Annotated in this window: 14 protein-coding genes and 1 pseudogene; 5 read left to right on the forward strand and 10 right to left on the reverse strand. The window is 59.3% G+C overall.

Annotated elements, in window-relative coordinates:
- Nucleotides 1–600: 600 nt before the first annotated feature.
- Nucleotides 601–918, forward strand: coding sequence for a DUF3509 domain-containing protein (locus tag ACX3YF_RS02165; RefSeq protein WP_130204001.1), 318 nt, complete (start codon nucleotides 601–603; stop codon nucleotides 916–918).
- Here the strand turns inward: ACX3YF_RS02165 and ACX3YF_RS02170 are convergent.
- A complete protein-coding gene (locus tag ACX3YF_RS02170; protein WP_047537873.1) occupies nucleotides 915–1,415 on the reverse strand; it encodes a phosphate-starvation-inducible protein PsiE in 501 nt (166 codons plus the stop codon). The genes ACX3YF_RS02165 and ACX3YF_RS02170 overlap by 4 nt on opposite strands.
- Before the next feature lie 281 nt (nucleotides 1,416–1,696).
- On the opposite strand from ACX3YF_RS02170, the pseudogene ACX3YF_RS02175 reads away from it, so the two are divergent.
- Nucleotides 1,697–1,936 (forward strand): annotated as a pseudogene (locus ACX3YF_RS02175) (YebG family protein); the annotation flags it as partial.
- Nucleotides 1,937–2,121: 185 nt separating this feature from the next.
- On the opposite strand, the gene ACX3YF_RS02180 reads toward ACX3YF_RS02175, so the two are convergent.
- Nucleotides 2,122–3,141, reverse strand: coding sequence for a Glu/Leu/Phe/Val dehydrogenase family protein (locus ACX3YF_RS02180; protein WP_047537867.1), 1,020 nt, complete (start codon nucleotides 3,139–3,141; stop codon nucleotides 2,122–2,124).
- Nucleotides 3,142–3,324: 183 nt separating this feature from the next.
- Between ACX3YF_RS02180 and ACX3YF_RS02185 the strand changes: the two genes are divergently transcribed.
- A complete protein-coding gene (locus ACX3YF_RS02185) occupies nucleotides 3,325–4,128 on the forward strand; it encodes a SirB1 family protein (RefSeq protein WP_130203999.1) in 804 nt (267 codons plus the stop codon).
- A 32-nt stretch (nucleotides 4,129–4,160) separates the two neighbouring features.
- Here ACX3YF_RS02185 and maiA read toward each other — a convergent pair whose 3' ends face one another.
- The 3 genes from maiA to hmgA are packed head-to-tail and all read right to left on the reverse strand — an operon-like array spanning nucleotide 4,161 to nucleotide 7,421.
- Nucleotides 4,161–4,796: a maleylacetoacetate isomerase gene (gene maiA / locus ACX3YF_RS02190; protein WP_458973356.1), complete on the reverse strand. Its 636-nt coding sequence runs from the start codon at nucleotides 4,794–4,796 to the stop codon at nucleotides 4,161–4,163.
- A 12-nt stretch (nucleotides 4,797–4,808) separates the two neighbouring features.
- Complete coding sequence (gene fahA / locus ACX3YF_RS02195) at nucleotides 4,809–6,113, reverse strand: fumarylacetoacetase (protein ID WP_130203997.1); 1,305 nt, start codon at nucleotides 6,111–6,113, stop codon at nucleotides 4,809–4,811.
- Nucleotides 6,114–6,116: 3 nt separating this feature from the next.
- Nucleotides 6,117–7,421: a homogentisate 1,2-dioxygenase gene (hmgA, locus tag ACX3YF_RS02200; protein WP_448645827.1), complete on the reverse strand. Its 1,305-nt coding sequence runs from the start codon at nucleotides 7,419–7,421 to the stop codon at nucleotides 6,117–6,119.
- A 165-nt stretch (nucleotides 7,422–7,586) separates the two neighbouring features.
- Between hmgA and ACX3YF_RS02205 the strand changes: the two genes are divergently transcribed.
- Entirely contained in the window at nucleotides 7,587–8,408 is an 822-nt protein-coding gene (locus ACX3YF_RS02205) for an IclR family transcriptional regulator (RefSeq protein ID WP_130203995.1), read from the forward strand.
- Here ACX3YF_RS02205 and ACX3YF_RS02210 read toward each other — a convergent pair.
- The 5 genes from ACX3YF_RS02210 to ACX3YF_RS02230 all read right to left on the reverse strand — a co-directional run bounded on the left by ACX3YF_RS02210 (nucleotide 8,373) and on the right by ACX3YF_RS02230 (nucleotide 15,554).
- Nucleotides 8,373–9,062, reverse strand: a complete 690-nt coding sequence (locus ACX3YF_RS02210; RefSeq protein WP_448645826.1) for a hypothetical protein — start codon at nucleotides 9,060–9,062, stop codon at nucleotides 8,373–8,375. The two genes, ACX3YF_RS02205 and ACX3YF_RS02210, sit on opposite strands and share 36 nt — an antisense overlap.
- A 142-nt stretch (nucleotides 9,063–9,204) precedes the next feature.
- Entirely contained in the window at nucleotides 9,205–9,531 is a 327-nt protein-coding gene (locus ACX3YF_RS02215; RefSeq protein WP_448645825.1) for a hypothetical protein, read from the reverse strand.
- Between the two features lie 144 nt (nucleotides 9,532–9,675).
- The gene (locus tag ACX3YF_RS02220; RefSeq protein ID WP_454837848.1) at nucleotides 9,676–12,228 is read right to left on the reverse strand and encodes a LuxR C-terminal-related transcriptional regulator; all 2,553 of its coding nucleotides are present in this window, start codon (nucleotides 12,226–12,228) and stop codon (nucleotides 9,676–9,678) included.
- A gap of 141 nt (nucleotides 12,229–12,369) precedes the next feature.
- On the reverse strand, nucleotides 12,370–13,737 hold the full coding sequence (locus ACX3YF_RS02225) for a DUF1329 domain-containing protein (protein ID WP_047537843.1): 1,368 nt from the start codon (nucleotides 13,735–13,737) through the stop codon (nucleotides 12,370–12,372).
- 23 nt (nucleotides 13,738–13,760) lie between these two features.
- Nucleotides 13,761–15,554, reverse strand: coding sequence for a DUF1302 domain-containing protein (locus tag ACX3YF_RS02230; RefSeq protein WP_130203991.1), 1,794 nt, complete (start codon nucleotides 15,552–15,554; stop codon nucleotides 13,761–13,763).
- A 561-nt stretch (nucleotides 15,555–16,115) separates the two neighbouring features.
- Between ACX3YF_RS02230 and ACX3YF_RS02235 the strand changes: the two genes are divergently transcribed.
- Nucleotides 16,116–17,321, forward strand: a complete 1,206-nt coding sequence (locus tag ACX3YF_RS02235) for an ISL3 family transposase (protein WP_130211659.1) — start codon at nucleotides 16,116–16,118, stop codon at nucleotides 17,319–17,321.
- Nucleotides 17,322–17,401: the final 80 nt, after the last annotated feature.

Raw genomic sequence — 17,401 nt, forward strand, 5'->3', positions numbered from 1 at the left:
TCGGTCTGTACGCTGAACAATTCAACCCCTAAAAAAAGATAAATTTTTAATCGAAAAAAAGCCGGACAACCGGCAAAAGCGCTGTTAAGGTCGGGAGTCGAGTCGCCCTCACAAATCCTCATATTTGCTGGTCCGCAGTGGATGCTGGCCGCAAAAAATCCCCGCGTCCTCCTCCAGCGCCCACGCCGGCAATCGCCGCACATCCGTGCCTTCGAGGCCGGTAGAGAGCTGATCGCTTTGGAGGCACGCACAGGTTTCTTGCCCTCAAATGGGCAGGCGGGAACACATGAGCAGCAGATATCCCTGTAGGCCCCGGCTTGCGGGAGATGGCAATTCATCAGGCGACACCCGTGCCAATCGTTACTGTGCTGTCGCCAGCAAGCCAGCGCCTGAAGGGGTTACCCGGCGCGCATTCGCTTTAGAGCCCCTCGGCTTTCCACAGCCATGATTGTCCGACAATCTTTCCGGCATGCCCCTTGCTACATCCCTGTTGCAAGCATTGATGGCGATTTGGCCATGAAGGCCGATGGTCCGGTGTTGCGAACTAATCCCGATATCGACCGGTCAACAACTGCACGTTCAATCAGGCGGTGACGCATCATGGACAACCCTTTCCAGCTCATTACCGATGCTTTTGCAGCGGATTATCAGATCAACCTGAGCATTCAGGGTCTCGATGGCAGCATCATGCTGACCCTGTCCAATAGCGGCCACATAGTGGCCAAACGCATGATCAGTGCTGACCAGCGCAACGACCCCGAGCGCCTCAAACGCCTGGTACAAAGCATTCAGTTCGGCATCGCCATCGAACAGGGCCACAGCGCCGTGGCCATTCTCGAAGCCATGACCGATGGCGACATGCGCAACCTGCCGCCGCCCCCCGCCAAAGGCCGGCCTCGACCTGCCATGAGGTTTTAAAGCTCGCCCTTCTCCACTTCCGGGTGTTCACTGGAGCCCGCGCCTGTCTTGCGGTGCGGGTTTTCAATTTTCACCGATGGGAATTGCGATGAAGCGTAACGCACCACCAGAATCGAAAATGCCAGCAGCAGAATCCCGCCGCACAGGTAGATGATCCCGATGTCCGGTGGGTTGTGGTGCGAGACGTTGGAAATCAGCAATCGTGTCAGCGCCGTGATCGCCACGTAGATCAGGAAACGCACCGGCATGTGATTGGTCTTGAAGTAAATCCCGACCATCGCCCCCAGCTCCAGGTAGATGAACAGCAGCAAGATGTCATCGATCTTGATGTGGCCCTGTTCGATCATCCCGAGAAATTCCATCACCGCTGCCCACGCGGTCACCGCACCAATGGCGAACAGCGCCAGATAGTGGAAGGTCTCGACGAACAGGTTGCCCAGGGACTCGGCCAGTTCATGCACGTTCTGCCGCAGGTTTTCTGCCCAGTTGATTTTCACGATGATGCTTCCTTAGGTCGGCTCGACCGGATAATGCGGGTTGGACATGACGATTGTTCTGCATGCAGAAACAAGGCCACGCCATGATGGCGGGGCGCTCTGGAACGCGCTCCGTGACGTTTGGTCGCACCCACCTGTCATCGACGAGCCTTACAAACCCTGTTTTCGGTCTAGATTAAAAAGCCACTACCCAAACACCCGGGTTTCGCTTATCCTTTTAGCTGTATATAGATACAGTAGTCGAATCAGACAACCAAATGTGAAGGCATGTGAGGTGGTGAATGGCCGTCGAAGTGGTATACCGCAGCAGCCGAGATCTGGAGCGCTTGTTCATGGATAAAGCCGAAGCTGACCGTCATGACAAAATGCTCGAACTGGCCGAGTTGCTGGCAGAAGTGTTGCAAAAAGCCGTTCCGTCCCTGACCGAGCAGCAAGTGGAAGAAGCCGGGATCTACATGGCGAAGAACCGCGATGTGTTCGCCAAGGCGTTCAAGAGCCAGCCGGATGCGTTGTCCGAATTGCTCAGTGCACCTGTCGAAGTCGCAGAACCGGTTGAAGTGGCGACGCCCGTCGAGGAGCCAATCGCTGAACCGGTCGCTCAGGCGAAGCCAGCCAAGGCCGCCAAAGCAGCAAAGTAAGCAACGCCCGAATTGAACAGGCCCTGAGTCCGATGGAGTCAGGGCCTTTTTCATGCCGGGAAATCCACTCAGCGATACAAGACTTTCTCCGCCAATTCATCCGCCACCCGGGCCGGCGAACGTTTTTCCGCCTGGGCGTGGGCGAAGACTTCCGTCAGCCGAGAGCTGATTTTCGACAGGTGGGCCGTGATGGTCGACAACTCTTCGCCACGGTGTTTGAGCGAGACGTAGATCAACCCGCCGGCATTGATCACGTAATCCGGCGCATACAGAATGCCCCGCCGCTCCAACTGATCGGCGACGTCCAGATGAGTCAGCTGATTATTCGCCGAACCGGCCACTGCCGAGCAGCGCAGTTGCGTCACGCTGTGGCTGCTGAGCACGCCGCCCAGGCCGCAGGGAGCGAGTATGTCGCATGGGGTGCTGAGCAATGCATCGTTGGCGATCGGGTGCGCGCCGAGTTGCTCCATGGCCAGTTGCACCTTGCCGTGGTCGATGTCGCTGACCAGCAGTTCGGCACCTGCGGCGTGCAGTTGTTCCGCCAGCGCAAACCCGACATTGCCCAGGCCTTGAATGGCCACCCGTAAACCTTCGAGGTTGTCGCTGCCCAGTCGCGCCATCGCGGTGCTGCGAATGCCGGTAAAAACACCCATCGCCGCATGGGGCGCAGGGTCGCCCGCCGAGGTGGTACTGGTGACATGTTGGGTCTGCTGGGCGATGCAATCCATGTCCGCTACCGACGTGCCGCTGTCGATGGCAGTGATGTAGCGGCCGTCGAGCTGCTCGATGCAGCGCCCGAAGGCCTCGAACAGCGCCGCACGGTTGGCCACATGGACCGGCCGAATGATCACCGCCACGCCACCGCCCTGGGCCAGGCCGGCCAATGCGGCCTTGTAGCTCATGCCTTGGGCCAGCCGCACCGCATCCTCGATCGCAGATTCGTCGTTGGGGTAGGCAAGGTAACGACAACCACCCAGGGCAGGCCCCAGCCGGCTGTTATGAATGGCAATGACCGCCTTCAACCCGGTGACCGGGTCGACGCTCAGATGCAGCGATTCAAGGCGAGTGCTTTGCATGAGAGCGAACATCGTAAGGCTCCCGAATCACTTCTTGTAGTCGCCAGTATAGGCTTGCGCCCAAAAATTGCAGAAGCGCACCGGAATAAGCGCAGCCTTGATGCAAGCATTCGGAAATAACCTGAATCAGCCTCTGCATGACACTGGACGAATGCTGGCGACGGGGCTAAAACGAGGCATTGTCCGGAGATTCTGATGACACCGCGCCAATCGTTTTTCGCCTGTCTGCAACGTTCACCGCCCGCGCTGTTCGAGGCAGCGCTATGGATTGCGGCCGAACATGACAGCGAGGTCAATCCCGAGGCGTTGCTCAAGGAATTCCATGAGCTGCAACAGCGCGTGAGTTCCGGCTTGCCGATGCTGCCGGTCAACGAACTGGCGCAACCCTTGTTACGCCGCATGAATGACCTGGGTTTCGCCCAGGACGACTTCAGCCCATTGCGCCCACAGGTGGCCTTGCTCAACAAGGTGCTGGAGTTGCGTCGCGGACAACCGCTTTCCCTGGGGCTGATTGCCCTGGAGCTGGCCAGGGGCCTGGAAATCCCCTTGGTCGGGGTTAATTTTCCGGGGCATTTCCTGCTGCGCGTACCGGGGGCCGATCACTTGCTCGATCCGTGCGGCGGCCGCCGGCTATACCCCAACGATTGCCGGGAATTGCTGCAACGCCAGTACGGCCCGAACATGAAACTCAGCGCCGAACACCTGGTTACCGCCGATCCCGTGCAGATGCTGCAACGCCTGTCGCGCAACCTGCGTCAACTGCACCTGTCCCACGACGATTACATCGGCGCCTTGATCGATGCCGAGCGCGTGCTGGAACTGGGCAATGGCAATGCCGCCGACTATCTGGCCCGGGCCAGTCTCTACCAACGGCTGGACTGCCCGAACGCCGAGCGCTTCGACCTGGAGCATGCGCTGTTGCTCAGCGACGACCCGATCCAGCGGATTCGCCTCACTGAACGGCTGGGGCATTTGCCGCCCAATTCCGTCGTTCATTGATCGCCTGCTCCCACAGGGGCAGGTGGAGGGCGTTAAGGTGTGTCGGGCTGATTCGCCGGATGCGCCTTGATGAACGCCGGATGGGTCGCCGCCAGCGCTGCCACACGACGGATGCGTGGATAGCCCTCAAGCGGAATATTGAAGCGCTCGGCCGCATACAGCTGCGGGATCAGGTAGACGTCGGCCAGACCTGGCTCAGGCCCGAAGCAGTACCCCTCGTCGCCGATCAACTGCTCCACGGTCGCCAGCCCCTGGCTGATCCAGTGCCCGATCCACTCCATCACCTGCGATTCATCGTGGCCCAACTGGCGCAGCCTGTTGAGCACGCTGACATTGTGCAGCGGATGCACATCGCAACCGATCACCGCCGCCACACCACGCTCACGGGCGCGGGCCGCGAGGTCTTTCGACAGTAGCGGCGCCTGTGGATAACGCTCTTCCAGGTACTCGATGATCGCCGGTGACTGGATCAGCAGTTCACCTTCCTCGGTGCGCAAGGCCGGCACGCGGCCCTGCGGGTTGATCACCAGATACGCCGGCTGGCGGTGCTCGCCACCCGGCGGCGCGATCAAGTTGACCGGCAGCGCCTGGTAATCCAGGCCTTTGAGCGCCAATGCGATGCGCACCCGATAGGACGAGGTCGAACGGTAATAGGTGTAGAGCTGCATGACCCGTTCCCCTTAGCGTGCCGGCAACACTTTGCCACGGCATTCGCCGAAACCGATGGACGCAAAACCTTCACGGCTGCAACGGCCACGCAGGATGATTTCATCGCCGTCTTCAAGGAATTTGCGCACTTCGCCCGACGCCAGTTCGATCGGCTTTTTACCGCCCTCGGTGATTTCCAGCAGGCTGCCGAACTGACCGTTTTCCGGCCCGGACAGGGTGCCCGATCCGAACAGGTCGCCGGCCTGCAACTGGCAACCGTTGACGCTGTGGTGCGCGACCATTTGCGCCACGGTCCAGTACATGTGTTTTGTGTTGCTGAGGGTCAGGCGATGGGCTGGCAGGTTCTGCTCGCGCATGGCTTCGGTCAGCAGCAGCACCTCCAGTTCGATGTCGAAGCCGCCAGCCGCCTGATCACGCTTGTCGAACAGGTACGGCAGCGGCTGTGGATCGCCTTCCGGGCGCGCAGGCTGGGCGCGACGGAACGGCTCCAGCGCTTCGGCGGTGACGACCCACGGCGAGATGCTGGTGATGAAGCTCTTCGACAGGAACGGCCCCAGCGGCTGGTATTCCCAGGCCTGGATGTCCCGTGCCGACCAATCGTTGAGCAGGCAGAAGCCGGCGATGTGATCGGCGGCGTCGCCAATGGCGATGGAGTCACCCATCTCGTTGCCCTGGCCGATCCAGATACCCAGCTCCAGTTCGTAGTCCAGGCGCGCGCACGGACCGAAAGTCGGTTCGCTCTGACCCGCCGGCAAGGTCTGGCCTTTCGGGCGACGGACGTCAGTGCCGGAGGGGCGAATGGTCGAGGCGCGGCCGTGGTATCCGATCGGCACGTACTTGTAGTTCGGCAGCAACGGGTTATCCGGGCGGAACAGTTTGCCGACGTTCTGCGCGTGCTCGATACCGACATAGAAGTCGGTGTAGTCGTTGATTTTCGCCGGCAGGTGCATCACGCAATCCGCCGCCAGTGGCAGGAGTTTGGCGCCCTGGGCCTCGATCTTGCCGCGCAGGCTGCTGCCTTCCTCGAGCAACTCGATCAAACGCTGACGCAAGGCTACGCGAGCTTCACGACCGAGTTCGAAGAACGCATTCAACTGACCGCCACGTGTGGCTTCGACGGCGGCTTTTGCTGCGCCATCGAACAGGCCGGCATCGAGTGCGGCCTCCAGATCGACAATATGCTCACCGATGGCCACGCCACTGCGTGGCGCCGAACCCTTCACGCTGAACACGCCCAGCGGCAGGTTTTGCAGCGGGAAATCCGCGTGGCCGTTGGCGGAGGCAACCCAACTGCGAGGGATGGAAGTCTGCGTCATGGGTTATCTCCGTGTCGGGTCGAAAGTGGCGGGCAATGTGGCCCAGCAGGCATCGTAATGGGTTTGCAGTTGCGGGCAATCGAGGGCGAACCGGCTCGGGCGCAGCACCTGGCTGGTCTCGAACATGAAGGCCATGGTGTTGTCGATTTTCACCGGCTTGAGGTCAGCATTAATGGCTTTGGTGCAGGTTTCACCATCCGGGCCGTGGGCGCTCATGCAGCTGTGCAAGGACGCACCGCCGGGCACGAAGCCTTCAGCCTTGGCGTCGTACTCGCCTTTGATCAGGCCCATGAATTCGTTCATCAGATTGCGGTGGAACCACGGTGGACGGAAGGTGTTTTCGGCCACCATCCAGCGTGGCGGGAAGATCACGAAGTCGAGATTGGCCAGGCCGTGGACGCTGGTCGGCGAGGTCAACACGGTGAAAATCGACGGGTCCGGATGGTCGAAGCTGACGGTGCCGATGGTGTTGAAGCGGCGCAGGTCATATTTGTACGGCACGTTATTGCCGTGCCAGGCGACCACGTTCAGCGGCGAATGATCGAGCTCGCAGCCCCACAGCTGACCGAGGAATTTCTGCACCAGCGTGGTCGGCTGCTTGAGGTTTTCGTAATGGGCCACCGGGGTCAGGAAGTCCCGCGGGTTGGCCAGGCCATTGCTGCCAATCGGCCCCAGATCCGGCAGGCGAAGCGGCGCACCATGGTTCTCGGCGAGGTAGCCGCGGGCTTGCGGGTCAAGCAATTCGATGCGGAATTTCAAGCCGCGCGGCAGCACGGCGATTTCCAGCGGCTCCAGTTCCAGCACGCCCAGTTCAGTGGCGATGCGCAGACGGCCCTGCTCCGGCACCAGCAGCCATTCGCCGTCGGCGTTGAAGAACACACGTTCCATGGAGCGGTTGGCGCGGTAGCTGTAGATGCTGATCCCGGCCGGTTTGTCGGCGCTGGCGTTGGCGGCCATGCTCACCAGGCCGTCGATGAAGTCGGTTGGTTCAGCGGGAATATCCAGCGGGTTCCAGCGCAGTCGATTGGGGGTCACTTCACCCAGTGGACCACCGGCCAATTGCCGCTCTAGTTTGACGAATGCCGGGTGATTGGCCGATGGCTGGATGCGGTACATCCATGTCCGCCGGGCTTCGCTGCGGACCATGGTGAACGCGGTGCCGGAGAACAGTTCGGTATAGAGGCCGTACGGGGCTTTTTGCGGCGCGTTCTGGCCGACCGGCAGCGCACCGGGCAGTGCCTCACTGCTGAATTCGTTGCCGAAGCCTGACTGGTAAACCAGCGCTGGCGCCGTTGAATCGAGGTTCATGGAGCCTCCTGAACAGGGAGTGGGCAGTGGCCTGTCACTCCGTTGCAGAGGTCTGGGCACGCCGGGGTTATTTTTATCGTAATTCAATTACGCATAACGTAATTTGATTGGTATTGACCGTCAAGCTATAAAGACGCCCATTCGTCCCGGGATCACACCGCCTCCATGGAAAAGCCAGACAGCAACGGTAAACAGAAAGTCCGCTCGGCCGAGGTGGGTACCGACATCCTCAAGGCCCTGGCCGAGTTATCACCCTCGACTTCACTCTCGCGCCTGGCCGAACACGTGCACATGCCGGCGAGCAAGGTTCACCGCTATTTGCAGGCACTGATCGCCAGCGGGTTTGCCGAACAGAACAGCGCCACCAACCATTACGGCCTGGGCCGCGAAGCCTTGCGCGTCGGGTTGGCCGCACTCAACAGTATGGACGTGCTGAAAGTCGCCGCCCTGCCCTTGGCCGAGTTGCGCGACGACTTGAACGAGACCTGCTTCCTGGCGGTGTGGGGCAACCAGGGGGCAACCGTGGTGCACATCGAACCGGCGGTGCGTGCGGTGACGGTTGTGACGCAATTGGGCTCGGTGCTGCCATTGCTCAGTTCGTCGACGGGCCTGGTGTTTGGCGCCTACCTGCCCAAGCGCGAAACCGTGGACTTGCGCGAACAGGAATTGCAGGGGCAATCAGCCCACGCGCTGGCGGATGACCAAACCTATGCAGCCATGTGCGAGCAGATCCGCACACGTGGCCTGCATCATGTGCATGGGTTGTTGATGCCCGGCGTGGACGCCTTGTCGGCGCCGGTGTTCAACGCGATGGGGAAAGTGGTGGCCGTGCTGACGGTGGTAGGCCCGACGTCGCTGTTTCATGCCGACGAAAACGGCCCGGCGGCGCGGCGATTACTCGCAGCGTCGCGGGCCGTCAGTTGGCGCATGGGATACGAGAGTCCCGCCCAATCAGACCAGGAAATCCGGAACGATTTCGATCACTAAATCGCGGATATCCGTCGCCGTGAGCTGTGGATGAAGATGACGCTCTTCGGCACTGTAGGCGACCGAATAAACGCCCATCCCCTCGCCGGAATAGAACGGAATTTCATCGTCCTGCAAATGAGCGTATAGATCTTCAACCAGGCTTCTTGATTGAATGACTTTTTGCACCCCGAGTTCAACGATAAAACTGGTCACGTACACGCTATCAATATCCACTTCGGGTATTTGATATTTCAATGCCGCGTGCACCGTCTCAAAGTCCAATGGCTTGATCGAGCGCTTTGAAAGATTGATCGAGGGAGCACTGGTCAGCGCATTGACTATGTCGATGACGATGCGCTCAAAGCCCGGCATATCCAGAGCCTTGACCCTGTCTTTGGCTTCAAAGGAAAACCGCCGACTGAAAACTTCATTAAGGGCCTGTACATAATTAGGCAACTGTTCGCTTTCGACCCAACCCAGTGTTTCTTCGAATAGTGTCTTGGAAGAGATGACATTTTTGCTGATCAGATCATCCAACGTATTCAAATAGGTCTTGAACGAGTTAACCCCGAGCTTTTGCAGCCGCTCAACCAACAACACCTCTACCGCAAAATCTGCGCGAATTTTCTTCAACGCCATCATCTTGTGGGGAGAAAAGAAACTGTCACTCATAAAAACTTCCGGTGTCGTTATCTGGCACGTACATCCTGCACGGCCAGCTGTTTCACATCAGCACGCGTCGAACCCCGACGATGCTGAGGAAAACAAAATCAATAAATGATATTCATACCAACTGACGCTGGCATCACTTCTTTCATCCGTTTACGGAGTCACCCAGAAAAACCTGGGCGATGTCCACGCCCATTCTGTTGACCTCCTCAAAGTCCAGCCCCTTGAAACGATAGGCCGGGTCGAATGTGTAAGGCTCGGTAAACAGCCCCAGCGTCTCCCCTTCAAAGTGGGGAATCTCGTGATCCTGCAGCAGTAGAAAGAACGCCCACACCAGTGTTTGGGAATAAGTTACCTGCGGATCTTCAAGCTTATGAATGCCGTTCACATACACTTTATCGACATCGATACCACGCCCACCGAGCCTTGCATGCAACATGGCACGCACGCGTTCAATATTGAGTTCTTCCATGATTTATCTTCCTTGCTTGCCAACTAATTAATATCAGGTTTGTTGTTGCCGGAAAGCATACTAATCAAATCTGCACATCACGCACGCAGTAGAATGTTTCGCCATCTTGCAAGTTATACTCCGACAACTTAACCCACAGCCACTTCACCCTGACGATATAAGCCCCAACTTCTTCGCGATGGCCACCGCCTGGGTACGACGTTCGACGCCCAACTTGCTATGAATTCGTCGCGCGTGGGTTTTTACTGTATGCAGCGAGATAAACAACTGCTCGGCGATCTGCTGATTCGAGTTGCCCTGAGCAATCAGACTGAGCACTTCCAGTTCGCGCGCGCTCAATGGATTGTCGTCCAGGGTCGGAGGCGTCATCTGTTCGTCTTCGCCCAATCGACTGAGCAATGTCGGCTGGCGCAGGCACAGTTCGCACAAGGCTTGTTGCAAATGGCAGCGTTTCACCAGCTCCAGTCCGGCCTGCAAGGCCGACTTGGCCAGCGCCGTCTCGCCCATCAGATCGGCCACTTCGCAGATCGCCAATTGCAGCTCCGCTTCAAGCGCCAGCCTCCCGTGACGTTGCGCTTGATCGAGCAACGCCTTGAGCCGCTCCAACGGCTGCTTCGCCTGTTGCAGATACGTCTCGGCCAGCACCAACAGGTAATCGATCCGCGCGATCAGTTCCACGGTGGCCGGAGGCGCTTGACGGGCCTGTGGTCCACGGTAGTGCCGCAATACGCGGGTCAGTGCTTCATGAGCCAATTGCACTCGACCTTGCTGTAACCAGAAGTGACTGCTGATTTGCAGCAACACACTGCGATAAACCGTGTCGGGAATCTGCCGCTGCTGCATCAGGCGTTCGGCATCGCGTAACCGGTCAAAGGCGCGTGCGTAATCGCGCTGATTGGCGGCCACCTGTGCCAGCCCGAGAAAACCATACAGCGCACGTTTGTCCTGACTGTGCAGGCAGTCCTGCAGACCGGACTGGAAGAGCTCGGAAGCCAGGCTGTCCTGCCCCTGGCAGAGCGCCAGACGTCCGCGCCGCAAGGCTATCCGACCGAGCAGCGGGGTCGGGCGATCAGCCTGGCGACACAACAATTCATGGATATCCGCCAGCAGGCTTTCGGCTCGCTGGGGAGCGCCGCGTTGCTCCAGCCACTGGGCATGATCGAGTTCGAGCAAGCCTTCAAAGAGCAGCGAACCTTGCGCCCGCGCCAGACACAGCGCCTCACGGTTAAAGGCCTGCGCCGCATCGAGGTCGGCGCTGAGCAGTGCTTGCTGGGTCAGCCCGGACAGGCATAACAATCGCGCGGCCCAGGCATCGGCGCCCAACTCGGCCAGCGCTTCGATAAAGTGCGTGCGCGCCGCTTCCATCCGCCCCTGCAAATGCAGCAACCAGCCTTGCTGCGCCTGCCAGCGCGCCAGCAGTTGCCGTTGCAGGGCAGCCGTGGGCTGGGGGGTGAACCGGACCAGTTGCTCAATGCACGCGGCCGCCTGATCGAAGCGTCCGGCAAACAACAATGCCGCAGTGATCAAGCCCACCAATTGCGGCGTTCCGAAGGTCAACTCTTCGCCCTGGCGCTCATGCAGATCGAGCAGCAAACGCACATTCTCTCGGCGGAACAAGTGCTCAAAGCTGAAGTGCTGCAACAGACTGACCGCGACCTCGAACTCTTCAGCCAGCAACGCCTGCTCGAACGCGCCCTGCCAGTCCTGCTCGGCGGTGAACCACTGGCAGGCACGCCGATGCCAGGAACGTCCCGCCGAACCCTGCTCGTCACGCACGGCCCGGGCGAGTGGCACAAACACTCGCAGCCAGTCGGGCGAATCCTCCCAGGGTTCGATGAAACAACCCATGTCCTGCAAGGCGTGCAGCCACTGCGCACCCTCACCGGCGCCAAACAGATGCTCGCACAGACCGGCATTGAATCGCGGCAGGTGCGCCAGCACTTGCCAGGCTTCAAGCAGTTCCGGCGGCAGGGTGTTGAACAGTTCATGTTGCAAGTAGTCGAGCAGCGTCGCCGATCGTCCCTGCTTGTCCTGCCCGGCCACCCATTGACAACCATCGAGCAAGGCAATGCGCGTGCCGGCGCACCAGCCACCGCTGCGCTGGATGATCTTCCTGGCCGTAATCGCTGCCTGCCCTGGCGCGACATGGACGAGCAACTGTTCGATGTCCGACTCGTTGAACGCCAGCGCGCGCGCCTCGCACTCGTACAACTCATCATCGAGCAACAACCGCGGCCAGTTGCATGACGGACGCCGACGCGAGCTCAACCACCAGTTCAACAATGGATTTCTGACTGCCAGCAAACGGTCCAGCAAGCGGTCGAGTTCAGGATTGGGCACGCGACAGTAATCATCGAGAAACACCCAGGTCGGCGTCTGCAACCGGGTCAGCGACTCCAGCAAAACGTGCTCATCCGCCGCTGCGAACCCCAGTGCCTGGGTCAGGCGCTGCTGAAAATCGATGACACTCAAACACGTCCCCGACAACGGCAACCAACACACCCGACAGTGCTCCGGCGCACGCAGCAGGCACTCGGTAAGCAGTGCACTCTTGCCGCTGCCGGCCGGTGCGCAGAGCAGCTTGACCCGGGCCGACGAGGCCAGCAGCGGTTCGGTCAAGCGCTCGCGAGCCAGGTGGTGAGAAGACAAGCGAGGCAGGGGTCCAGGACGGTCCAGACTCAGGGTCATGGCAGTCATAGTAGAGGCGCCTTTTTATAATTGTGGCGCCACCCTAGACCGCTCCCGAACGCTTGTTGAAGAAGTATTCAGCAGACTGATTTACACCCATAAAAAAGGTGACCGCGAGGTCACCTTTTTGTGTAAGAGCCTGTAGGAAGACTACTTCACACCTGTACTCCGCAATGCTGCAGGTGTGTAGTCCCCAGCTTTTGCCGCGATGTTGAATTCGAAGCTGCGCTTCTCTTCATTCTTCATCCCCAGTGCGATGTAACGGCCGGCAATGAGGTCATACAGCGCCTCGACGGTGTAGGCCGGAACCTGATGATCGTAGTAGAACTGGGCATGCCCTTCCGCCACGCGCCAGAGCTGGCCACGACCGTCGTAGTGATCGGCCAGGGCGACTTGCCAGGTGTCTTCGTCAATGTACATGTGACGCTTGGCATAGACATGCCGCTCGTTAGGCTTGACCGTGGCGACAACCTCCCACACCCGGTGCAACTCATAACGGGTCAGGTCCTGATTGATGTGCCCGGCCTTGATCACATCGGTGTACTTCAGGTCAGGCGAATCGAGCTTGTAGCTGTTGTACGGGATGTACATTTCTTTCTTGCCGATCAGCTTCCAGTCGTAGCGATCCGGCGCTCCGGAAAACATGTCGAAGTTGTCGGTGGTGCGTAACCCGTCCGATGAGGTGCCGACGCCGTCATAGGCCACTTGCGGCGCACGCCGCACGCGACGCTGGCCGGCGTTGTAGATCCAGGCCTTGCGCGGCTCCTGGACCTGATCGAGGGTCTCGTGAACCAGCAACACGTTGCCCGCCAGCCGCGCCGGGGCGGTCACCTCCTGTTTGAAATAGTTGAGTACGTTCTCCTCGCTGCCCGGTTTGTAATCCCCCAGCAGGGACGGTACGGCCACCTCGTCCTTGAAGCGGATGACGGTGAAATCCCCATTCGATTGCGGCGTTGCCTGGGTAATGGTGCGACGCAGATTACCGCCGTGATAACGGGTGATGTGGTTCCAGATCACCTCGACACCGTTCTTCGGAATCGGGAACGCGTAGTAGCGATTGCCAGTGAAATTGGCCAGACCGTTACCGTCGTTGATCGGGGTTACATTCAGTGCGCTACGCTTGGCCGACTCATAGATTTCCGGTGGCAGGGCCGCTGTGCGATGAGTCGGATACACCGGGATTCTGTAGGTCTCGGGATAGCGTTTGAACATCGCAATCTGCCCATCGGACAGCTTGTCCTTGTACTTGTCGACCGTCGCCGCCGTGATGACGAACAAAGGCTTTTCATTGGCGAATGGATCGGCCAGGAAACCCTTGCTGTCGACCGCCCCGGCGTTTTTCGGAATACCGCCGGTCCACGCCGGAATCGAACCGTCGGCATTGCCGGCCTTCTCCGCGCCCAACGGCGTAAGGCTGGTGCCGAGTTTGTTGGCCTCTTCCGGCGTTACCGCCGCCATCACGTTGGCGGCCAGCAGACCGAGGGCCAGGGCACCACATTGCAGAATCATCTTGCGCATGGAAATCATCCTTCTCAGCCAGATCAGAAGTTCACGCCAAAGCTCAACGCCACGAAGTCGCGGTCCTCGAGGGTGTTGTAGTCCCCCCCGAAGAAATCGGTGTAACTGAGGCTTGCGGTGTAGGTATTGCGGTAGTCCGCGTCGACGCCGAGGCTGACGGCCTTGGCACCTTCGTTGAACAGCCCGTTGGGGCCATACCCGCTGACGTCGTGGGACCACGACAGGTTGGGTTTGATGTTGATGCCGGCGATGAGGTTGTTGTAATCGAGGATGGCCCGGGCTCGATAACCCCAGGAGGTCGAGGTCACGAAGCCATCGGTGTCGCCGCCGAAACCATACTGCCCGTACACCGAGTCGCGGCCATAGCGCAGCTTGCTGCGGGCTTCCAGGCCACCGACGTGAACCACCGCGGCCTCGCCCACCAGGGTCAGGCGATCAGCGCCCATCACCTGATCGACGAAGTGCGTCAGGGTGCTCTGGACCTGGGTTATTTCCTTGCGCCGATAGCCCTTGTTGTCGGCGCCTGGACGGGACGCAATGGGCGATGCCGCGCCGCCGGCAATCGGGTTGAGCATGGCCAGGGTCAGGTCGTTGGTGTTGACCTGCACCGGCGCGTTGGGTCGATAACTGATCTCGCCGGTCCATGCGGTACCGGTGGGCAAGGTGGTAGAGAAACTTGCGCCGTACAGGCGAATGTCTTCCGGGTAATCGAGGTAATACTGGCCGCGCCCGAGCATCACACTTTGCGCGAGACCCGAGCCACTGCCGGGCGCGATCCGGTTGGCCGTGGCCACGATCCCCGGAATGCTCGCCAGCGTGCTGGCACCTGCGGTGACGGTGCCCACCGTCGGCGTGCGGCTATGGTAGTTCATGAAGTACAGACCGTACTCGGTGTCGTCGCCGAGCCAGCGCAACGCCGTCCCCCACTGCCCGGAATCGCGGGCATCACGGTCACCGCCACGAGGCACGATCACGCCCTCCTTGCTGACTTCAAACCCCTGGCCAAACGCCGCAGCAATCGGCTGCAACGGGGCGATGGCCGGGCTGGCGACGGTGTAGTTCTTGTTGCAACCGTCCGCCGCCACGTCGACGCCGAAGAAGGTCCCGCAGTTGTCGAGAACGGTCTGGTCCCATTCCAGTTGGTAGAAGCCTTCCACGGTCAACTTGTCCGTCAGGCCCTGGGAAGCGAACAACATGTTCACCGGAATCAAGCCTTCCTTGATCTCGGCACCCGGACGGCGGAACGCGGAAACATCCACCGGGTTGATGCTGTTGATCGAGTTACCGATGAATGTACTTTCGCCCCAACTGACCACCTGCTTGCCCGCACGCACCGTGCCCGGCAGATCGGCGATGGAGTAGTTGTGATAGACGAAGGCATCGAGGATCTGCCCGCCGGAAGACTTGGCGCCCTCCTTGCGGCCATTGTCGCTGATGGGCTTGAACTCGCGGTCTTCGTCCTTCAGTTCGAAGTCGTACCAATACTTGCCACGGACAAACACACCGGTGTCGCCGTACTTCAGCTCAAGGTCATGGATGCCTTTGAAGATCTTCGAGAACGTCTCGCCTTTCTTGAAATTCAGCCGCCCGTCATCGCCGGTCGAGGACTGGCCGGAACCGCCATTGACCGTGCCCACCAGCGAGTCGTCGGCATCGCGCATGCCCCAGCTCGCGCCCACCGACAGCGACGAGTCGAACGTCCCCTCGATCTCGCCGACGTTGAATGAAATGGCCTGCGCCTGGGCACAGCAACCCAAGGCCACCGCAGCGGCCAGCGCCTGCGGCGTGAAGATGGCGCGCATTGTTGTTTTTGTCATGCGTCTTCCCCGGTGAGTGACAGAAGGCCTCACCCTACTGCCGCCTGCCAGGGGCGATAAGCGCACCAAGGAGGTATTCGTGGTGTACCTCTAAAGGATGAATGGCCACCGGGAACGGGGGTTTACACGGGGGTATGGATGGGCTGGATGGGAGGCCATCAGCTGTGCGCATGTTGTGGCGAAACGGACCTCGAAGAGGTCATCAGGACTGTTACGAATGTTGCAATACAGCATGTCTCGAATCGCTATTTTTCCTTTACTGGCCAACACTTATTCTAGCCTGGCTTTCACGGGAACCCGCCCGGAAGCACGAAGCAGCGGCACGTGATTTACCGTGCCGACTGGCGACAGATTTCAGATGAGATTGAGGATATCGACTCATCGCCCCGTGCACACTGACGTTGATTTGTAGCTCCTGGATCCAACGTCTTCTTTGGCCGCTGCGTTTGCAGCGGCCTTTTTTATGGTTCTTCACGGAATCCCGGGAAACACAGAAACAAGAACGCCGATTTGATTGATGATGTTCGTGCGAGCAAACACATCTAACAAACCGGCGTTCTTATGCGCGATATTAATACTTTCCTTCCCTTTTGGGAGGGCTTTTCTGTCGTCACCATCAAGCCCGATGGCGATGCGCTACAGATCGACCTGACACCCCACGCCACCCAATTCCCCTCTTGTAGCGGCTGCCAAAAACCGTGCTCGACCACGCATGAGTATTGCCAACGAGTCATCCGCGATCTGCCCATTCTTGGCCGAGCAGTGCGCCTCAGCGTTTTGCTTCGGCGTGTTGGGTGTCGCGACTGTGGTAAACGCATGGAAGCGGTCAGTTGGCTGGATCGCTATGCCCGCATGACGCGCCGCCTGGCCGAGGCGGTCATTCAAGCCTGCGAGCGTCTCCCCACAAAACACGTGGCTCAACTGTTCGGTCTGCATTGGGACAGCGTTCGGTTGCTAGAGCGTCGAGCCTTGCAAGTGGCGTTGAGTGTTTTGCCAAAGGCGCAGCCACGGCGCTTGGTGATGGATGAATTCGCTCTGTTCAAAGGTCATCGTTACGCCAGCGTCGTGCTGGACGCCGATACCCGGCGAGTGCTTTGGATTGGCGAAGGTCGCAGCCGCGCGGCGATCAGGCCATTCTTCGAAGAGCTGGGGCCAGAGGGTTGCGCTCGCATCGAAGCGGTGGCGATGGACATGAACACCGCCTTTGACCTGGAGGTTCGTCAGCACTGCCCAAAAGCGCGCGTGGTCTACGACCTCTTTCATGTGGTGGCTAAATATGGCCGAGAGGTGATTGATCGAGTCCGCGTCGATGAAGCTAATCGGCTACGTCATGACAAGCCTGCCCGAAAGGTCATCAAGCAAGCGCGATGGCTGTTGCTGCGCAACCCGCAGAACCTGAAAACGCCGGAGCAACAGGTCCGTTTGGAGGATCTGCTGGCGGCCAACCAAGCGTTGATGACGGTCTATTTGATGAAGGCTGAACTCAAAACGCTTTGGGCACCGAGCACCGCTTGGGGCTGGCGATCAGCCTGGCAGCAATGGTTGCGCCACGCTCATGAAAGCCAAATACCACCTCTGATCCAGTTTGCCAAACGACTGAAGGGTTACTGGCGAGGCATCGTCAGTCGTGTTCGCTGGCCGATGCATACGGGCCAATTGGAAGGCATCAACAATCGAATAAAGGTCATTAAGCGGATGGCGTACGGTTACCGGGATAGCGAATTCTTTTTCATGAAGATCAAGAGCGTCTTTCCCGGTAATCCGTGAAGAACCTTTTTTATGGGCGCGATTTTGTGGAGCCGACTGGATCCACTCTCATTACTTTTAATCTTTAGCAACTTTTAAAC

It is taken from the genome of Pseudomonas fluorescens group sp. PF-69, from assembly GCF_054481235.1.